Source organism: Sphingobacterium puteale, assembly GCF_003627955.1.
Classification (GTDB): domain Bacteria; phylum Bacteroidota; class Bacteroidia; order Sphingobacteriales; family Sphingobacteriaceae; genus Sphingobacterium; species Sphingobacterium puteale.
Genome location: NZ_RBWS01000001.1, coordinates 456,431 through 474,791, shown reverse-complemented (window position 1 = coordinate 474,791; position 18,361 = coordinate 456,431). Strand labels below are relative to the sequence as shown.

14 protein-coding genes are annotated in these 18,361 nt (G+C 40.4%); 13 read left to right on the top strand and 1 reads right to left on the bottom strand.

Translation table 11 applies throughout. The features are described 5' to 3' along the window. Positions 1–96 precede the first annotated feature (96 nt). Both D7322_RS01720 and D7322_RS01715 read left to right on the top strand, forming a co-directional pair. Complete coding sequence (locus tag D7322_RS01720; protein ID WP_121121253.1) at positions 97–645, top strand: RNA polymerase sigma factor; 549 nt, start codon at positions 97–99, stop codon at positions 643–645. Beyond that, positions 635–1,351, top strand: coding sequence for an energy transducer TonB (locus tag D7322_RS01715; protein ID WP_183078581.1), 717 nt, complete (start codon positions 635–637; stop codon positions 1,349–1,351). The genes D7322_RS01720 and D7322_RS01715 overlap by 11 nt, the downstream gene beginning before the upstream one ends. Before the next feature lie 68 nt (positions 1,352–1,419). Here the strand turns inward: D7322_RS01715 and D7322_RS01710 are convergent, their stop codons facing one another. Next, positions 1,420–2,658 carry an ROK family protein gene (locus D7322_RS01710; RefSeq protein ID WP_121120730.1) on the bottom strand — a complete coding sequence of 413 codons (1,239 nt, stop codon included), beginning with the start codon at positions 2,656–2,658 and terminating at the stop codon, positions 1,420–1,422. A gap of 236 nt (positions 2,659–2,894) precedes the next feature. Between D7322_RS01710 and D7322_RS01705 the strand changes: the two genes are divergently transcribed. From D7322_RS01705 to D7322_RS01655, 11 genes are all read left to right on the top strand, one after another. Continuing rightward, positions 2,895–4,070: an AGE family epimerase/isomerase gene (locus tag D7322_RS01705; protein WP_121120729.1), complete on the top strand. Its 1,176-nt coding sequence runs from the start codon at positions 2,895–2,897 to the stop codon at positions 4,068–4,070. Between the two features lie 31 nt (positions 4,071–4,101). After that, complete coding sequence (locus D7322_RS01700; protein WP_121120728.1) at positions 4,102–5,295, top strand: sugar MFS transporter; 1,194 nt, start codon at positions 4,102–4,104, stop codon at positions 5,293–5,295. Positions 5,296–5,464: 169 nt separating this feature from the next. After that, on the top strand, positions 5,465–8,659 hold the full coding sequence (locus tag D7322_RS01695; RefSeq protein WP_220700005.1) for a SusC/RagA family TonB-linked outer membrane protein: 3,195 nt from the start codon (positions 5,465–5,467) through the stop codon (positions 8,657–8,659). A gap of 19 nt (positions 8,660–8,678) precedes the next feature. Next, positions 8,679–10,622: a RagB/SusD family nutrient uptake outer membrane protein gene (locus tag D7322_RS01690; protein WP_121120727.1), complete on the top strand. Its 1,944-nt coding sequence runs from the start codon at positions 8,679–8,681 to the stop codon at positions 10,620–10,622. 18 nt (positions 10,623–10,640) lie between these two features. After that, on the top strand, positions 10,641–11,840 hold the full coding sequence (locus D7322_RS01685; protein WP_121120726.1) for a DUF5000 domain-containing lipoprotein: 1,200 nt from the start codon (positions 10,641–10,643) through the stop codon (positions 11,838–11,840). Between the two features lie 5 nt (positions 11,841–11,845). Continuing rightward, the gene (locus D7322_RS01680) at positions 11,846–13,033 is read left to right on the top strand and encodes a DUF4998 domain-containing protein (RefSeq protein WP_121120725.1); all 1,188 of its coding nucleotides are present in this window, start codon (positions 11,846–11,848) and stop codon (positions 13,031–13,033) included. Positions 13,034–13,041: 8 nt separating this feature from the next. Next, positions 13,042–14,160 (top strand): DUF4855 domain-containing protein, encoded by a 1,119-nt coding sequence (locus D7322_RS01675; protein ID WP_183078580.1) that lies wholly within the window; start codon positions 13,042–13,044, stop codon positions 14,158–14,160. A gap of 28 nt (positions 14,161–14,188) precedes the next feature. Continuing rightward, on the top strand, positions 14,189–15,301 hold the full coding sequence (locus tag D7322_RS01670; RefSeq protein ID WP_121120723.1) for a DUF4855 domain-containing protein: 1,113 nt from the start codon (positions 14,189–14,191) through the stop codon (positions 15,299–15,301). Next, positions 15,298–16,527, top strand: coding sequence for a hypothetical protein (locus tag D7322_RS01665; protein ID WP_147430278.1), 1,230 nt, complete (start codon positions 15,298–15,300; stop codon positions 16,525–16,527). The genes D7322_RS01670 and D7322_RS01665 overlap by 4 nt, the downstream gene beginning before the upstream one ends. Positions 16,528–16,546: 19 nt before the next feature. After that, positions 16,547–17,629: a DUF4855 domain-containing protein gene (locus D7322_RS01660; RefSeq protein WP_121120721.1), complete on the top strand. Its 1,083-nt coding sequence runs from the start codon at positions 16,547–16,549 to the stop codon at positions 17,627–17,629. Positions 17,630–17,638: 9 nt separating this feature from the next. Continuing rightward, positions 17,639–18,355 (top strand): 3-keto-disaccharide hydrolase, encoded by a 717-nt coding sequence (locus tag D7322_RS01655; RefSeq protein WP_121120720.1) that lies wholly within the window; start codon positions 17,639–17,641, stop codon positions 18,353–18,355. Positions 18,356–18,361: the final 6 nt, after the last annotated feature.

Below are 18,361 nucleotides of genomic sequence, written 5' to 3'. Positions count from 1 at the left end.
TCAATAGAAATTTTATTGGCGATAATTCTTGGGCCATGCTTGCTTTATTTATGGAAAACCGTATCTTAATTCATCATTAAGGTGAAAGATTTGCGCATGAACGAAAAAGAGCTATTACAACATTATAAAACAACAGGGGACCTGTCTGCGCTGGGGAAATTATATTCACCTTACATGTCCTTGCTTTATGGTGTATGCTTCAAGTACTTACAGGATCCTGATCGTAGCCAGGATGCGGTGATGCAGATTTTTGAAGAATTGATTCAAAAACTGCGTCATTATGAGGTCGATAATTTTAAAAGCTGGTTGCACGTATACAGCAAAAATTACTGTTTGATGCAATTGCGCAAAGACAAAAGAACGACACAGGTGGATATTGAGGATAATTTGTTTGAGAGCGAGCAGAAACTCAATATTGATGATGAATCAAAATGGGAAGAAAGGGATTTTGAAAAACTAGAAGGCTGCATGGAGACCTTAAATGAGGAACAGAAAGAATGTGTACGTTTGTTTTATCTGGAACAAAAGTGCTATAAAGATATTGCAGATTTAACAGGGTATGACCTGAATAAAGTCAAGAGTGCCATCCAGAATGGAAAACGCAATCTGAGAATCTGTATGGAAAGGAAAGAAAATGGAAAATAATTATCAGTTATCGCGAATTCATAATTACATCCATGGTCTGATGAGTAAGGAGGAAATGTTTCAGCTGGAAAAAGAAGCATTGGAAGATCCTTTTTTGCAGGATGCCATTGATGGGTACCGATTACAGAATGGAGTGGATGCAAGGCAATTGAGCTTGTTACAACAGCGACTCAATCGTCGGATCGAGAACACCATAGCGACCAGACACGCACAGTATTATACTTGGCAGCGTTTGGCCATAGGTGCGGCAGCTGGTGTTTTGTTTGTTGTCTTATTGGCGCTTCTATATTTTAAACATTTCAATGGTAAAGCCGAGCGGACAACAGATGTCACATTGAGTGAACCAGAAAACCTAGTGGCTATCGAGCCACTGTTGGATGGTGGTGATGCGACTCCCGTCGATGGATGGAAAGCCTTTGAACAATATTTGAACAATCAGGTGAAGGATGCTGGAAATGGAGGGGAGATTATTATTAATTTCAGGATTGGTAAAGATGGATTGCCAGAGCAGATTCGCGCGGAAGGCGCTCCTGATCAGGCTCTTGTGGACGAGGCAGTACGGCTTCTTCAGTCGGGTGGCAAATGGCAGGGAACAAAAGGCCGCTTGAAAATCACTTTTCCGCTGAAAGAGATGAAGAATTCTATCCAGTCGAATATCATCAAGCCGCCACATTGTTTTGGGATAGAAAAGAAGGATAGCCTATAATAGGTTATCCTTCTTTTCTATTTCACCTATCTGTATATGGGCTTTATATGCTGATAGGCAGAAAATACTTAAGATAAATCCAGTAACCGATTTCGCATCAATAGACTCGAGCCGATTAAACCGGCGTCTTCCCCAAGTGTAGAAATCTTAAATGAAGTATCCGTATTGACCAGATTCAACGAAAACTTGTTAATGGAGGAAAGAATCGGGAGTAAGATAATAGACTCTGTCGTCGCTATTTTCCCTCCGAGAATAACCAGTTCCGGATTAAAGAGATTAAGCAGAATTGCTATGCCCTTTCCAATTTTTTCTCCTGCCTTTGAGAGCAATTCAATCGCTAAAATATCATCGTTTTTAGCAGCACTTATAATATGCTGTAATTTAATATCATCTATCGAATTGACTTTTTCAGTGATGGATGAGGAGATGCCTTTTAGCAAAGCTTCTTTCATCTGCAGTGTTAGGGCGACACCAGAAGCTTCAGTTTCCAGGCAGCCTTTTTTTCCACAATGGCAGATGATATCATTGTTTAAGAAAGGCATGTGGCCAAATTCTCCCGCAAAACCTGATTTTCCTGAATAGAGGGCGCCATTGATAATAATACCCATTCCGATACCATCATCCAAGTTGATAAAAAGGATATTCTTTTCGTTTTCAACCACACCTTTCGCGTATTCTCCGAAAGCCATTGCTCTGGTGTCGTTTTCTACATAACCCGGTACGCCAAAACGTTGGGTCAGTACCTCCCGAAGTGGGGTAGAATGAAAATTAAAATAACTATAACTATTTCCACTTACATGATCCACACGGCCGGTAAGGTTTAACCCGATACTGACGATCTTATGCCTGTCATTGGCGTGTTTTTCGATAAAGGTGTCAATATGATGACACAATGATTCGAAGCAAGCTGGTGTATTTTGTAAATAAAATGGGATATCCCGTTCAATATGAACGATCTCTTCAACGAAATTCAAGATCGCAATATTAATATTGTGCCGATTTACTTCAACAGATAGGAAATAAGCGCTATTAGGATTTAGACCATAGATATTCGGTTTTCTTCCGACACCATTGAGTATCTTTCCATGGTCGATAACCAAACCCTCCGTGATCAATTCGTTGATGGTCTCATTGATCTTTGGGATGCTTGTCTTGGTTGCTTGAGATAATTCCGCAATGGTGCCTTTATTTTGAATAATCAGAAACGATAATATATCCCTTTTTAGCAATGCTGTTTTATATAGAACAGCATTATTGGTAATTAAATCTGACTTTAGGGGAGAGAAAATATCAATAATCGATTTCATTCTGCACGTGTTATTTTTACAATTATAGTAATTAATCTATAGATATGCTATAATTAATAGTTGTGTTGCTGTAAATTGAGCTAATATGTTTTATATTTTTTTAACAAAAGTGTTTTTATTAAAATATTTTAATAAAAACACTTTTGTTAATTCTTTTTTTTATTAATTTGCTTTTCGCATAGGGAACTTGATTAGTCTCGGTCCTTATGATGGATATGGACGAATTATAAATTATTATGGAAAAATATATAGACATTTATAGAGAATACTTGTTGGAAAATGTGGTGCCGTTCTGGCTGCGGAATTCACGTGATACTGTACATGGTGGTTTTTTTACCTGTTTGTTGCGTGATGGGCAGGTATTTGATACCGACAAATTTGTTTGGCTTCAGGCTCGTGAAATATGGACTTTTGCGATGTTGTATAATGAAGTTTCGCCAAAAAATGAATGGCTAGAGATGGCGGTACAAGGCGGGGAGTTTTTGATAGAACATGGACGTAATCCTTTAGGACACTGGTATTTTTCCTTGCGACGTGATGGAAAGCCATTAACTGAGGCCTATAGTATTTTTTCGGATTGCTTTGCTGCTATGGCATTTGCGCAGCTCCATAGAGCGACTGATATTGATGCTTATGCAGATGTTGCTACCTCAACATTTAATCACATCTTACAGCGAAAAGATAATCCTAAAGGGCAGTTTTCCAAGGGAGTAGCTGGAAGCCGTGATTTAAAAGGGTTTGCGCTACCTATGATTTTATGTAATCTGGTGCTCGAAATAGAGCATCTATTGCCAAAGGAAGTCGTTGAGAAAGTTTTAGAGGAGGGTGTCGGCGAGGTGATGGACATATTTTACCAGAAAGATTTGAAACTCATACTGGAGAATGTTTCACCAGAAGGTGACTTTATAGATTGTTTTGAAGGGCGACTTGTCAATCCGGGGCATGGGCTGGAAGCGATGTGGTTTGTCATGGACATAGCCCGTAGATGGGAAGATAAAGCACTTATTGAAAAGTGTGTTGAGATCAGTTTGGATATATTGGAATATGGATGGGATACGGAACATGGTGGAATTTTCTATTTTCGTGATATCAAAAATTTTCCACCTCAGCAATTGGAATGGGATCAGAAGCTGTGGTGGGTGCATTTAGAAGCATTAGTGGCTGTTTTTAAAGGCTACGAACTGAGTGGGGAACCACGTTGTCTGGAATGGGTGGAGCGATTGCATCTTTACATTTGGGATCATTTTGTGGATAAAGAACATGGGGAGATGTTTGGTTATCTTCAACGGAATGGAGATCCCTTGTTATATGCAAAAGGAGGGAAGTGGAAAGGTTTTTTTCATGTGCCACGTGCACTTTTTCAATTGTGGAAAACAGCCGAACGGATCCAGATGAATAAAGAATATATATAAGAAATAGCCTACTGACCAATTTATACTATTTATGAATAACCAACGATTATACTTAGGGGCACTGATTTGTTTAGGCGTCCTTTATTTTATGATGGGATTTGTGACTGTATTGAATGATACATTGGTTCCCTATTTTAAACAGGGCTTTCATTTGAATTATGCGCAATCCTCATTGGTGCAATTTTACTTTTACCTAACTTATGGTTTAGTGTCCATTCCTGCGGGGAAAATGCTGATGCGTATTGGGTATAAAAAAGGAATGATCATTGGATTTCTTTTAGCTTCTGTTGGTGCAATACTTTTTTTTCCTTCGGCCTTGCTCCATGAATACCATTTGTTTTTGTGTGCATTATTTGTTGTGGCAATAGGGATTGTGCTGTTGCAGGTATCTGCAAACCCATATATTACAGCTTTGGGGGCGCCAGAAACGGCGGCGGCTAGATTGACACTAATTCAGGGGATTGGTTCGCTTGGTACGACATTGGCACCTTTGTTTGGGGCGCATTTTATCCTGTCTAAGATTGAGGGAGCTGTCGATTCTTCACAGGCTCTTGTTGTTCCCTATTTGATGATTGCTCTGGTGCTGCTGCTGATAGCGATTGTAATATGGAGGCTTAAGCTTCCAGATGCTCAAATTAATGAGAGGCAAGCCCGGCTTTCGTTAGGGGATACTTTACGGCTGTATCCCAAACTTAAATTCGGCGTATTGGCATTATTCCTTTATGTGGGTGCTGAAGTTGCGATTGGAACATTTCTAACAAATTATACAGCAGATAGATTGGGTGTGTCGGAGTCCAGTGCGAATTATTTTGTCTCGTATTATTGGGGCGGGATGTTAATTGGAAGGCTGGTAGGGGCATTTTATCTACGTTATATTCAAGTCTCTAAACTGCTGATGATATTATCAGCGCTCGGATGTATTGCTGTACTTTTTTCGATTGCTACAGCTGGATTATGGTCAGTTTTGCTTCTCCTGTGCTGCGGGTTCTGTAACTCTGTGATGTTTGCGTCGATTTTTAGTCTGTCAATTGAGGGAATGGGTGAAAACGCTGGACAGGCTTCCGGTATTTTGTCAACCGCTATTACTGGTGGAGCCATACTTACCTACCTCCAGGGGAGCCTCAAAGATAGCTTAGGCTGGGAGACGGCCTTTATAATACCTGCATTGTGCTATCTAGGTATTTTCATCTATGCCCGGTTTGCGCATAGATACCAGTCAAAGTAGATTTTATTGATAAATTATTTTATTACTTCCTTTTTTTATTTTAATAAAAACCTTTGTTTTCTTTTTAATTTTTAAAAAAAATTAAAAAATACTTGCTTGTTTAAAAAATATATCTTTTATTTGAGTAATAAAAACCAATTATGCCTTTTCTAGGCAAACCGTTATGTATATGAACAAACCTGAATTAAATCAAACTAAAAGAGTTCTTTTTCAAGACTTTGTGAAAACTGTTTGGGTATTGCTGTTCGTGATGTGGATAAGTGCTGTATGGGGACAAAGCAATCTCATCACGATCAAAGGGACGGTCAAAGACGGATCAACAGCGCTGGCCGGGGTCAGTGTGAAGGTCAAGGAGAAAAGCACTGTCGCTACGCAGACAGATGCTAATGGGCGTTACAGTATTTCTGCACCAGCCAACGGACATTTAGTTTTTTCTATTGTCGGTTATGAGACAAAAGAAATTGCGATCAATGGTGACGCAGAAATTAATGTTACACTCGAAATGAGTAGTGGACAACTGGATGAGGTGGCAGTGGTTGCATTTGGTAAACAACGTAAATCAACGATGGTTGGTGCTGTTACAACGATAAATCCGAAGGAACTCAAGGGGCCTACAAGTAACCTGACCACCATGTTGGCGGGACGTGTAGCCGGCATGATCGCCTATCAGCGTAGCGGTGAGCCGGGTAGAGACAATGCTGATTTTTTTATTCGTGGTGTTAATAGTTTCGGAACTGGTAAAAGAAATCCGCTGATCTTAGTCAATGGAATTGAAACCGAACCCTATGAATTTTCTCGTGTACAGCCTGACGATATAGCTAGTTTTTCAATTTTAAAGGATGCGACAGCGGCAGCGCTATTTGGTGCGCGTGGCGCGAATGGGGTCATCCTTGTGTCTACCAAATCGGGTTTTGAAGGAAAAACCAAGTTCAATATTCGATACGAAAACTCTCTTTCCTCGAATACCCGAAATTTCAAGTTCGCAGATAACGTGACTTACATGAAGTTAATGAATGAGGCAAGTCTGACAAGATACCCTCAGCAGGCACCGGTTTTTACAAGGGAGGAGATTGATAAACGTATTCAGGGAGCAGACCCTTCTCTATATCCCAGCAATGATTGGATGGGACTCATGATCAAAGACAATACACTCAATAGTAGGTTGAATGCTAATGTCTCGGGTGGTGGTTCAAAAGCTACTTATTATCTTTCAGGTACTGCGAACGTAGATAATGGGATTCTAAAAACAATTGATCTGAACGGTTTTAATACAAATGTTAAAGCCCGGAATTTTGAACTACGCAGTGACGTGACGTTCAAAGCAACACCTACAACAGATATTAAGGTGCGTACAACAGGGCAATTTAGTGACTACAACGGGCCTATAGGCGGCGGTGCTGAGATATTCAATCGGATCCTATATGCCAATCCAGTCATGTTCCCCGCAATTTATCCCAGAGAATTTTCACCAAACGTAAAGCACCCATTATTTGGGAATAAATTTGTTAACGGTCAACCGGGGGTTTTCTATAATCAGCCCTATGCCTATGCGCTTTCGGGCTATTCCCAGACAAATACTTCTTTTGTTTTAGCGCAGCTTGAAATAAACCAGGATCTGAATTTTATTACCGAAGGCCTGAAAGCAAGAGTGATGGCTTATACCAAACGGCAAAGTTATTTCGGACTGGGGCGTTCCAATAGACCTTTTTATTATTCAGCGATCATCGATCCTGAAGAAGGATTTAGAGGTCTTCAATATTTAAATGAGGGACAAGGAAGTGAATGGTTGGTGTATAATCCCGGTGATAAAACGATCAATACCTTTAATTGGATTGAAGGAGCGATAAATTATGATAAGACCATTGCCGAGAAACATAATATTGGAGCTATGCTGGTTGGCTATATGAGCAATTATCTTGAAGGAAATGCGACAAAAGATGGAGAGCCATCATTGGAAAGATCATTGCCACGGCGTAATCTGAGTTTATCCGGACGATTTACCTATGGCTACGATAGCCGTTATCTCTTGGAGTTCAACTTTGGTTACAATGGTTCAGAACGCTTCTATAAAACTAACCGTTTTGGTTTTTTTCCATCCATTGGTGTTGCTTGGAATGCTGCTGAGGAGAAATTTCTCCGAGGGTTGAAAGATTCAGGTGGGCGTTTGAAACTGCGGGCTTCCTATGGTCTTGTTGGAAATGATCAGATCGGAGATACTGACGAACGCTTCTATTATATGTCCATCGTGAATATGAATGATGCTGGAAGGGGATATTCTTTTGGAACTAATTTCGAAGAGTCCAGAAGCGGAATCAGCGTAAACCGCTTTGCTAATAACCAGATCACTTGGGAAAAAGCATATAAAACGAATTTAGGACTGGAATTGGGCTTATTTAATAGTTTCAATATGGAGCTTGATTTCTTCCGCGAACGTCGGACAAATATTCTGGAATTGAGGGAAACTATTCCAAATAGCATGGGCTTGCCTGCAGCGATGAAAGCCAATATTGGCGAAGTTCAGGGACAGGGGCTGGATGCCACACTCGATTATTCAAAATCTTTTATGAATAACAGTTTCCTGACGCTAAAAGGAACATTTACCTATGCAAAGAATAAAATTATCAAGCGCGAAGATATCAATTACCCAGCGGGAACATTTAAATCCCGGATCGGTTATCCGATCAATCAGCGATTTGGTCTTATCGCTGAGCGCTATTTTGTGGATGACGAGGAAGTATCCAATTCGCCCAAACAGGAATTCGGGAATAATTATGGCGCAGGTGATCTCAAATACAGGGATGTGAATGGAGATGGGCGGATTACGCTATTGGATGAGGTGCCTATCGGATATCCCGAGGTCCCGGAAATTATCTATGGGTTTGGCTTTACCTACGGATATAAAGGTTTTGATATAAGTGCTTTTGCACAGGGATCAGCGCGCTCTTCCTTTTGGATACGCCCCTTTGACATCGCTCCTTTTTTATTCAATACAAAAGAGAAAATTCCAAATGGACAAACGGGACTGTTGCAGGCAATTGCCGATAGTCATTGGTCCGAGGAAAACCGGGATCTTTATGCTTTTTACCCAAGGCTTTCTTTAGAATCTATCTCAAACAACTATCAGACATCTACCTGGTGGATGCGAAATGGTGCATTTCTACGGGTCAAAAGTGTTGAATTGGGGTATAGGTTGCCTGATAAGCTTATGCAGCGTTACAAGATCAATAATCTAAGAGTATATGCAAATGGGCTGAACCTGTTTGCGATTAGTAAGTTTAAAATGTGGGATGTCGAGATGGGGGGACAAGGTGTGGGATATCCAATCCAGCGCGTGTTTAATTTAGGTGTCCAAATTGGGTTTTAATCTACAAATAAACATCAAAATGAGAAAATCTATTAAAAATATAACGAATAAATTTGTGATTGCATCATCAAAGCTGTTGTATGTAGTGGGGTTATCAATGAGCCTATCACTTTCCGGCTGTGTCAAAGATTATTTAGATGTTGTACCAGACAATATTGCAACAATCGATCATGCCTTCGCAAACCGCTATGAAGCCGAGCGGTATTTATATACCTGCTACTCTTGGTTGCCTAAAATTGAAGGACAAAGCATCTATTTTTTTGGAGCAGATGATGTCTGGACTTGGAGTTTTAACCACGAAAGTTATCAATGGCCCTGGCAGATCGCCATGGGACGGCAAAATGCATCGAATCCCTTAGTTGATGCTTGGAATGGTCAACGGTCAGGATATAGTTTCTTTAAAGCAATCCGTGATTGTAACGTCTTTATTGAGAACGTCTCAGATACACAGAAGATTTTGGATTTAAATCCACAGATACGGAAGCGCTGGATTGCGGAGGCCAAGGTGCTGAAAGCATACTATCATTTTTTTCTATTCAGGATGTATGGCCCCATTCCGATTGTGGATATGAACTTGCCAATGGATTCCCCGACAGAAGTTGTTCGGGTCAAACGAGAACCCGTCGACAAGATTGTGAATTATATCGCCGCCCTGTTGGACGAAGCGGCTCCGGATTTACCGACTTCAATTGAAAAAATGACTACAGAGGCAGGTCGCTTGACGCGAGCAGCCTGCCTTATGCTAAAAGCAAGAGCGTTGACTACGGCTGCAAGTCCTTTATTCAATGGTAATACCGATTTTGCCACCTTTAAAAATAAGGACGGGCAGAATCTCTTTCCAACTAGTTATTCGGAAGAAAAGTGGAAAAAAGCTGCTGATGCATGTTCGAAAGCATTGGATGTAGCTGTAGGCGTAAAACTCTATGAGTATACAAAAGAGATGAGCAATATGAGTAGTCATACCAAGAAACAACTCAATATTCGCGGTGCAGTTACCGAAAAATGGAATAGTGAATTGATTTGGGGGCGTTCTGGTAATATAAATTCAGCGAACCTACAGGAGAAAGCTGCTATTGACATGATGGATCCGAGTATTGGTAAGATGACTTACCAGGGATCCTATTTTTCGGTGACTCTGAATATGGTGGAACGTTTCTATAGTAATAATGGTATTCCAATCGATGAGGATAAAACATGGGATTACGCTGGTCGTTATGAGTTAAAAAAGGCAACGGATAAAGAGAAAGATTACCTGGAAAAAGAATATACCACGTCAGCTATGAATTTCAGCCGTGAACCCCGATTTTATGGTTCACTGGGGTTTGATGGCGGTCTATGGTTGCAGGAAACGACAGGTTCTGGCTATAAAAATTGGATGATTCACGGCAAATTTGGACAAAACCAGGCTAAACAACGTGAGATGTATTACAATGAAACCGGTTATTGGATCAAGAAATTAGTTGGGCTCAAATTTACGCCTACGAATACCGGCTATACAACAGAAGCCTACCCCTGGCCAGAAATGCGGCTGGCGGATCTCTACTTGCTTTATGCCGAATGTTTAAATGAAATTGGCAATGGCGATGATGCAATATACTACCTAGATATTATTCGACAGCGCGCTGGATTGAAAGGAGTCAAGGAGTCTTGGCAGAATTATTCAACTCGTCCCAATAAATTTGCGAGCAAAGATGGACTGCGTGAAATTATTCATCAGGAAAGGGAAATCGAGCTTGCATTTGAGGGGTCACGTTTGTGGGATCTGCGTCGTTGGAAGGAAGCTGCTTTATTCCAAAATAAACCAGTCAAAGGCTGGACGATCACCGGAAAACAAGATGTTGAATATTATAGGGCAAGAACATTATTTAGCCAGCAATTTATTGCGCCCAGAGACTACTTCTGGCCGATTGAAGAACAGGAATTGTATCGGAATAACAACTTGGTACAGAACCCTGGATGGTAATCTTAAAACGTATTTAACATGAAAAAAATTTATATACTCGTGTTTGGACTGATCAGCTTGGTCGGACAGGCCTGTAAAGAGGAATTTAATAGACCGCTAGAAGAAAATGGCTCTGCGACAGCAACTGTCAGTAACGTAACGGTCAAGAATACACCCGGAGGAGCCATCTTGACTTACAATCTACCGGGAGACGCTAATTTACTTTATGCGGTGGCCGAGGTCGAAACGAAAAACGGAAAAATGAGTTATTTTAAATCTTCCGCCTATAAAGATAAAATCGAAATCATTGGACTTCCAGATGAAAAGCCAAGAACGATTAAAGTATTTACAGTCAACAAAAGCGAGGTCAAATCCGCACCAGTTGAAGTTACAATCAACCCCTTGACACCACCTTATCTTCATGTGCTCAGAAATCTCAAAATGGCAGCAGACTTCGGAGGGGTGAATATTCAGTTTAAAAACGAAACAGAAGCCGATCTGGCTTTTACCTTAGAACGGCTAGAGCCTGATGGCAATTATAGGCGGGAGAAAGATTATTATAGTCGTCTCAAAGCTGGAAGTTATACCTTTCGTGGAATCGAAGCTGAAGAAGCCAAATTTGCGCTGTATGTACGTGACAGATGGGAGAATATATCAGATACGTTATATGCAACCCTAACACCTCTGTATGAGATGAAACTAGACAAATCAAAATTCAGAGACTTGACATTAGACGGCGATTCTTTTATTTACACAGATCAATGGCATATCGCAAAGCGCTATGCCTGGGATGATACCTGGTCTTCGGATTTTAATAATCCTTATGGTAATTGGCTGAATGTAACGACAAATGAACCTAATAATGGTCAACCTACACATATAACAATCGACCTTGGGGTGAAAGCCAAATTGAGCCGTTTTCGAATTAATCATTATTATCGATTTATTGATCGTGGGATGAAACGTTATGAAATTTGGGGACGGTCAGATCAGCCAAAAGACGGTAGCTGGGACGGCTGGACAAAAATGATCAGTTATGAACAGAAAAAACCTTCGGGACTTTCTGGAGAAAGTTATACAGCAGCGGATAAAGAAGTTTGGTTGGCCGGAGATAATGGTGATTTCCCAGCGGAGATTCCAGCTGTTCGTTATATACGTGTTAAATGCCTAGAGAATTGGGTCGGAACAACTAACCTGAACTTCGCAGAAATAACTTTCTGGGGAAGTGATAAATACTAATCGAAATGAGAGAAAGATATGTTTTCATAATGATTGCCCTACTGTTGGTTGCAGTGGGATGTTCTAAAATGGACGAGTATAAGAAATTTACTGATGGTAAAGAGCTGAATTATGCTGCAAAAAATGATACTCTAAAAATATTACCGGGCAATAACCGTTTGAAATTGACCTGGTGGGTAATAACGGACCCTAATGTCGTCCGGACAGTAATCTATATGAATAATAGAGCCGATTCTATTGTTCTGCCTGTAAAGAGGGAACCTGGAAAACAGAAATTTGAATATCTGATGGATCCACTCCCAGAGGGCAATTATAGTTTTGAGGTTGTAAACTTCAATAATCTGGGAAGTAGGTCTGTAGCTAGTTTTGTTTCCGGCAGAAGCTACGGTAATCGTTATAAAGAAACACTCTTGAATCGTAGTCTCCTGAATCATGAAATTCAAAATGATGAGTCTGTAAAAATTAACTGGGGCACAGCCGATGTTCAGAGCTATGGCGTCGATATTGAGTACACAGATAATAAAGATAAGCTGGTTAAAGTACGTCTTAAATCCGAAGCTAAAGACATCCGCTTAACGAACTACAAAAAAGGTAGCACTTTCCGTTATCAAACACTCTTTTTACCGGATACACTGTGTATTGATACGTTTCGAACAGATTGGGCTGAGGTTAAGCCTCTTTTTGATAAGCCTATGGATAAAGCGCTATTTAAAGCCGTGGTGCTGCCCGGAGACGCACCCATGGTACCCGGAGACGGCTATCGGATAGAAAATGCCTGGGATGGCGTTTGGCCTACCGAATGGGGAGATTATGGCAATTGGAGGAGTTTATCTTCTGATTTGAGGAGTAAAACCGAACCTGCGCGTGTCACATTTGATTTGGGAGAATCAGTACAATTAAGTCGGTTCCGGATCAATCATTATTGGCCTTATGAAAATCGAATGATGAAGCGTTATGAAATTTATGGTCGGGCCGATAAACCAACCAATGGTGACATGGCTGGCTGGACCAAACTCTATAATTTCGAGCGGACAGATCAGAGTGAGGCCGCTTGGCTAGCTGGTGATAATGGCAGTTTTAATACTACCCTGCCAGGAGTCCGTTATATCAGGATTGTTTGTTATGAAAATTATATGAATCCTGTGGAAACGGATATGGGATTCGCAGAAATTACATTTTGGAAATATTATTAATCATGATTATGAAAAATCTTTTGACGAATATTTTAAGTGCAATAAGTATTTTTATTTTTCTAGTTAGTTGTGGCAAGGACAACCCGTCCTTGCCAACTAAAGAAGAAGAAAAACCGGTAAAAGAGGTCAATCTGCCAGTCGCTTCACGGATCTCGGATCTCGCTTTGATTTATCATGGTGGCAGTGGACGTATTCCCTATACTCCGGATCAGATGAAACACTACGTGTTTCGGAATAATGCTGGCAAACCCGAATTTTTGTACGATAGCTTTCTCTTCCTCGAGATTTATACAACAATTAATGGACAATTATTCGATTTTGGTGTAGAAGGTGAAGGGCGAAAGGTTCCCGGTAAATCAGAATGGACCTGGCTCCTCGACGAGACCTTTGCCAAAGATAGAGGACCGGATGCCATTGAACGTACCATTGACAGTCTAGTACAGTTAGGCTATGCCCCGCCCACAAAAAGAAAAGTGGTATTTGCAATCCCTAATCCAATTTTTGGAAATAAGTCCTGGGGCATGATTGATAATAGGTCCATGGATCTTTCCAAATTAGAGGATCGCTTTAAAACGGCATCTTGGTATGTTAATCAGGTCGAGGAACGTTGGAAAAAGAAAAATTATAAATATATCGAATTGGTGGGATATTATTGGTTGCACGAGACAATAGATACCTTCAATCAGGATGATTTATTGGTGGATCAGGTAGGAACGCTGGTAAAAGGAATGAAGCGCGATTTCATCTGGGTACCTTATTACGGTGCACAGCGTGCACATGAGTGGAAAGAACAGGGATTCACCAAAGCTTATCAGCAGCCGAATTACTTTTTTGATCTGAATTCCCCAATGTCAATCCTGACAGGGGCAATAGATTTTGCCTTAAGATATAATATGGAACTAGAGTTTGAATACGATGGTCGGGTGAATCAAGATAGTTATCGCCAGAAATACTATGATTATATCGAAAAATTCGAGGAGAAAGGTGTCTGGAAAGACAAGCAGGTGGCCTATTACGATGGGGGGGGAGCTTGGTACAGCATGAGTATAAGTAAAGATGCAAACATGAAAGGAATGGTCAAATCGCTAGGTGATATTATTGTCAAACGCCAAAAGGATTTAAAATAATATAATTCATCTATTAAAAATAGATCAAATGAAAAGATACGATATAAACAGAGAGTATTTTATTCCCTTTCTCTTGACAATGCTTATGGTCGGTTCCGCTATGCTTGGGCATGCTCAGTCAAAGAAAAGCCTTCCTTCAATAAAACAAAGCTCAGATGTGGCCTTGATCTATCATGGGGGAAATCATCGTATCCCATACAATACCGCACAGATGAAACATTATGTTTATAGGGATCTTCATGGCAAGCCCGAATATCTCTTTGATAGCTTTCTGTTTCTGGAAATTACAACAACTTTAGATGGAAAGCAATATGACTATGGATGTGAGGTGCCCGGAAGGTCTATTCCGGGGAGAACCGAATGGGAGTGGCTCTTAGCAGAGACATTTGCACAGGGGCGTGGACCTGATGCAGTAGAATTAACTATAGATAGCTTGGTTAAACTGGGCTATCCTCCGCCAGCAAAACGTAGAGTCTATTTTGCACTTTCCAATCCTATATATGGGAATAAAAGTTGGGGAAAACTCAACGGAAAACAATTAGATATGACGCAAGTTGAAGATCGCCTCAATGCTGCAAAATGGTATGTCGAACAAATTGAGGCGAGGTGGAAACAGAAGAAATATAAGTATCTCGAACTGGCAGGTTTCTATTGGCTTCATGAGACCATAGATGTCGTTAATAAAGATGATATACTGATAAAAAAGGTTAGCAATTTTCTGAAAACTAAACAACATGACCTGATATGGATACCCTACAACTGGGCGGAAGGTGCGGATAAATGGAAGGAAATAGGCTTTACCAAAGCTTATCAGCAACCGAATTATTTTTTTGATCTGAAATCTGAATTGTGGATTTTACAGCACGCCATAGATTTCGCAAAAAAACATGAATTGGATCTTGAAATGGAATTTGATGACCGTGTTTCTGAGGAGGGATATCGTAAACATTTTTACGAATATCTTGATAAGTTTGCTCAAGGCGGTGTCTGGGAGACAAAAGAAGTTGCTTATTATGAAGGCGGTGGAGCCTGGTATCGTATGGCGATCAGTCAGGATCCAGAAATAAAAAAAATGACAAAAGCATTGGGAGATATCATAGTAAAAAGACAGTTGAAGCTAACAAATAAAAAAAATAAATGATGTTGTTGAAGCCTATTGCTGGAGCTTGCGTATCTCTGTTTTTGTTGTTTTCCTGTAAAACTCGGGCTACTAGTACCCATATTGAAGTCACTGGGGCGCCAGAGCGACAAGGCCTGACTGAAAAGCAATATATAAAGGTGGTCGGAGATCAGGCATATATCGGAGCAAAATTTGATAAAACCCAAGACATCACCATCCTATTTAGAAAATGTATGTTCAACGACCTGATGACTTTTTTTCAGATTGGTTTAGCAAATAATTCCAGTGCATTACCATCCAAAACACCCGAGCGCAAGCCTGATCAAATTTTAAATCTGACTACCTCAGACAATATTGGGCCGGTACTTATTCAAGGAGGTAGCTGGATCGGAGGAAATCATAGTTATCAGGAGACTGGAAAGTCCAAAACGGCAAAAACATTGTCCTATGCCTTTTATGCAGATGGCGAATTATTAAAAGCAGGAGATGAACGGTGGGCACAAGTTGTTACTGTTCGTGTAAAAAATGCATTGTATGATCCATTGCGACCTGGCCCGCAGTCCGATGGCGAACAGACGAGCTTGGATCATACCCTTATTTTGGAAGATGTTATATATACCATTTTGGGCGGAAGTATTCAGGTTGAGCTATCTCATAAATATCAAAGTAATGAAAAGCGCATAGTTGAGCGTTATTACGGAATGCAAAGCATGTTTGTCGGAGAAACAGATCTGATGACACCCAATGGACCTTTCTCAGACTTTCAACGGATTCCGGAAGACACTACTTTTTCCAAACGGGCTGGCCAGGATTTTAACCGGATAATAGAATTAAATAGTGTTACAGGGATTTGTCAATCTACATTTTTATACCCTGAACCAAAGCGATTCTTAGGTAAGGACAATAAAGCATTTATCAGAGCTTACGGTAAGTCTTACCACAATCTTTTGGCTTCCAAAGAAATAAAAAAGGGAGAATTTTTTAGCTGGTCAGGATTATATACATGGTTTCGACCTTTGACTAATAATCATAACTACCTTGCTTATTGTGGTAAAATGGAGGGAGAACAATTAATTTTTATCGATTGTAAATGCCCTTTCCAAGGGGAAATCGTTTTACCCAATTCCCTATTGAATAAAAAATATAGAATCTTATTTCTAGATCAGGGAATTGGTATACAAAAGAGTAAACAAGGGTTGAAAATGAAAGCGAAGCGAAATGGAAGTTTAATTTTGGCCTATAAGTAAGTATTAAAATATAATAACTATGAAATCAGTACTACTAGGGATATTTGGGATGTTGTCTTTATCGCTTCGGGCGCAGGATTTCATGCCTCTCGTTTCCTCAAAGACAAATTATATTACCGATCTAGCCCTGATTTATCAGGGCGGTATACATCGGCCTGATTGGAATCCTGAGCAGATAGCACATTATGTCTATAGAAAAGAGCGGGGAAAAGTTGATTTTTTATTTGACGGTTTTCTTTTTATCGAATTCAAAGACGGTAAAGGGAAAGACTATTCAATAGGATATGAAAAGGAACATACCGGAAAAAAAGAATGGGCTTGGTTGCTTGACCGCAATTTTGAAAAGCAAAAGGCAGTACCAGCACTGAATGAAGTATTAAAGGATCTCAGTAAGCAGGGGATCCGTCCTACGCAACGTCGCAAAGTTGTACTGACCCTTCCAGAACCTATTTTTGGACAACAAGATTGGGGAGAGCTTAATGGCAGGAAACTTTCGTTTACCAATGAAGATGATCGTTTTGATGCCTGTAAATGGTATATCGATACCGCATTGGCCTATTGGAAAAAATCACAATTAGACCAGTTAGATTTCGCTGGATTTTACTGGGTAGCCGAACAGAATTCAGATGGTCAACATCTTATCCCGCGCATTGCAGCATATATTAAGCAGAAAGGATTGAAATTCTATTGGATCCCCTACTGGAAAGCTGAAGGTCATGGTGATTGGCAAAAAGTGGGCTTTGATGCAGCCTATCAGCAGCCTAACCACTTTTTTGAAGAAAATATTCCAGACAGCCGTTTGGATGAAGCCTGTGACTTTGCTAAAGCTCATGGTATGGGTATGGAAATGGAATTTGATAGCCGTGTAGAACAAACTAATTTCGAAAAAAGGCTACAGGCCTATATAGACGCTTTTGAGAAACATGGTGTCCTCCAACATGCAGCAATGGCCTACTATGAAGGTGGAGATGCGATGATGAAACTGGCCGCGAGTGCCGATCCCAAAAATAGAGCAATTTACAAGAAAGTCGGTGACCTGATTGTTGAAAGGCAGAAAAAAGCAGATGAAATAAGAAAAGTAAAACCGAGAAAAACCAAATAGATACAAAAAATGAAGAAGTTATTTAACACCACCCTAGCTGTTCTTGTAATCCTTATTGCAATGCAGAATCTATGCGTGGCTCAACAAGGTAGAACCGTAAAAACAGCTACTGGAAAGCAGATCTCAACGCTCAGTAAATCAGAAAAAAAAGAAGGTTTTACCATGCTCTTTGATGGACGGAATTTTGATCAATGGATTCCATCTGAAGCCTATGATATCACCGCAGATGGTTTTATCCGTTCCAATCCTGAAAAAAAAGCCGGGACCAACCTCTATACGAAAGAGGAGTATGATAATTTCATCTACCGTTTTGAATTTAAATTGACGCCAGCTGCCAATAATGGAATCGGGATTCATGCCCCCTTGGAAGGTGACGCGGCTTATGTTGGCAAGGAGATCCAAGTCTTGGACAATGATGCGGATGTATACAAAGAGTTAGCCCCTTATCAGTACCATGGATCTGTTTATGGTATCATTCCTGCAAAAAGGGGAGCATTAAAACCGCTTGGCGAATGGAATCAGGAGGAGATCCGTGTTGATGGCTCAAAAATCAAAATAACATTAAACGGGCAGGTGATCGTGGATGGAGACCTAAAGGAAGCAACCAAAAATGGAACAATGGATAAATTGGATCATCCGGGGCTGAAACGTAGCAATGGACACATCGGCTTTTTGGGGCATGGATCTGAGGTCTTTTTTCGCAATATTCGGATAAAACGTTTATAAATCTAT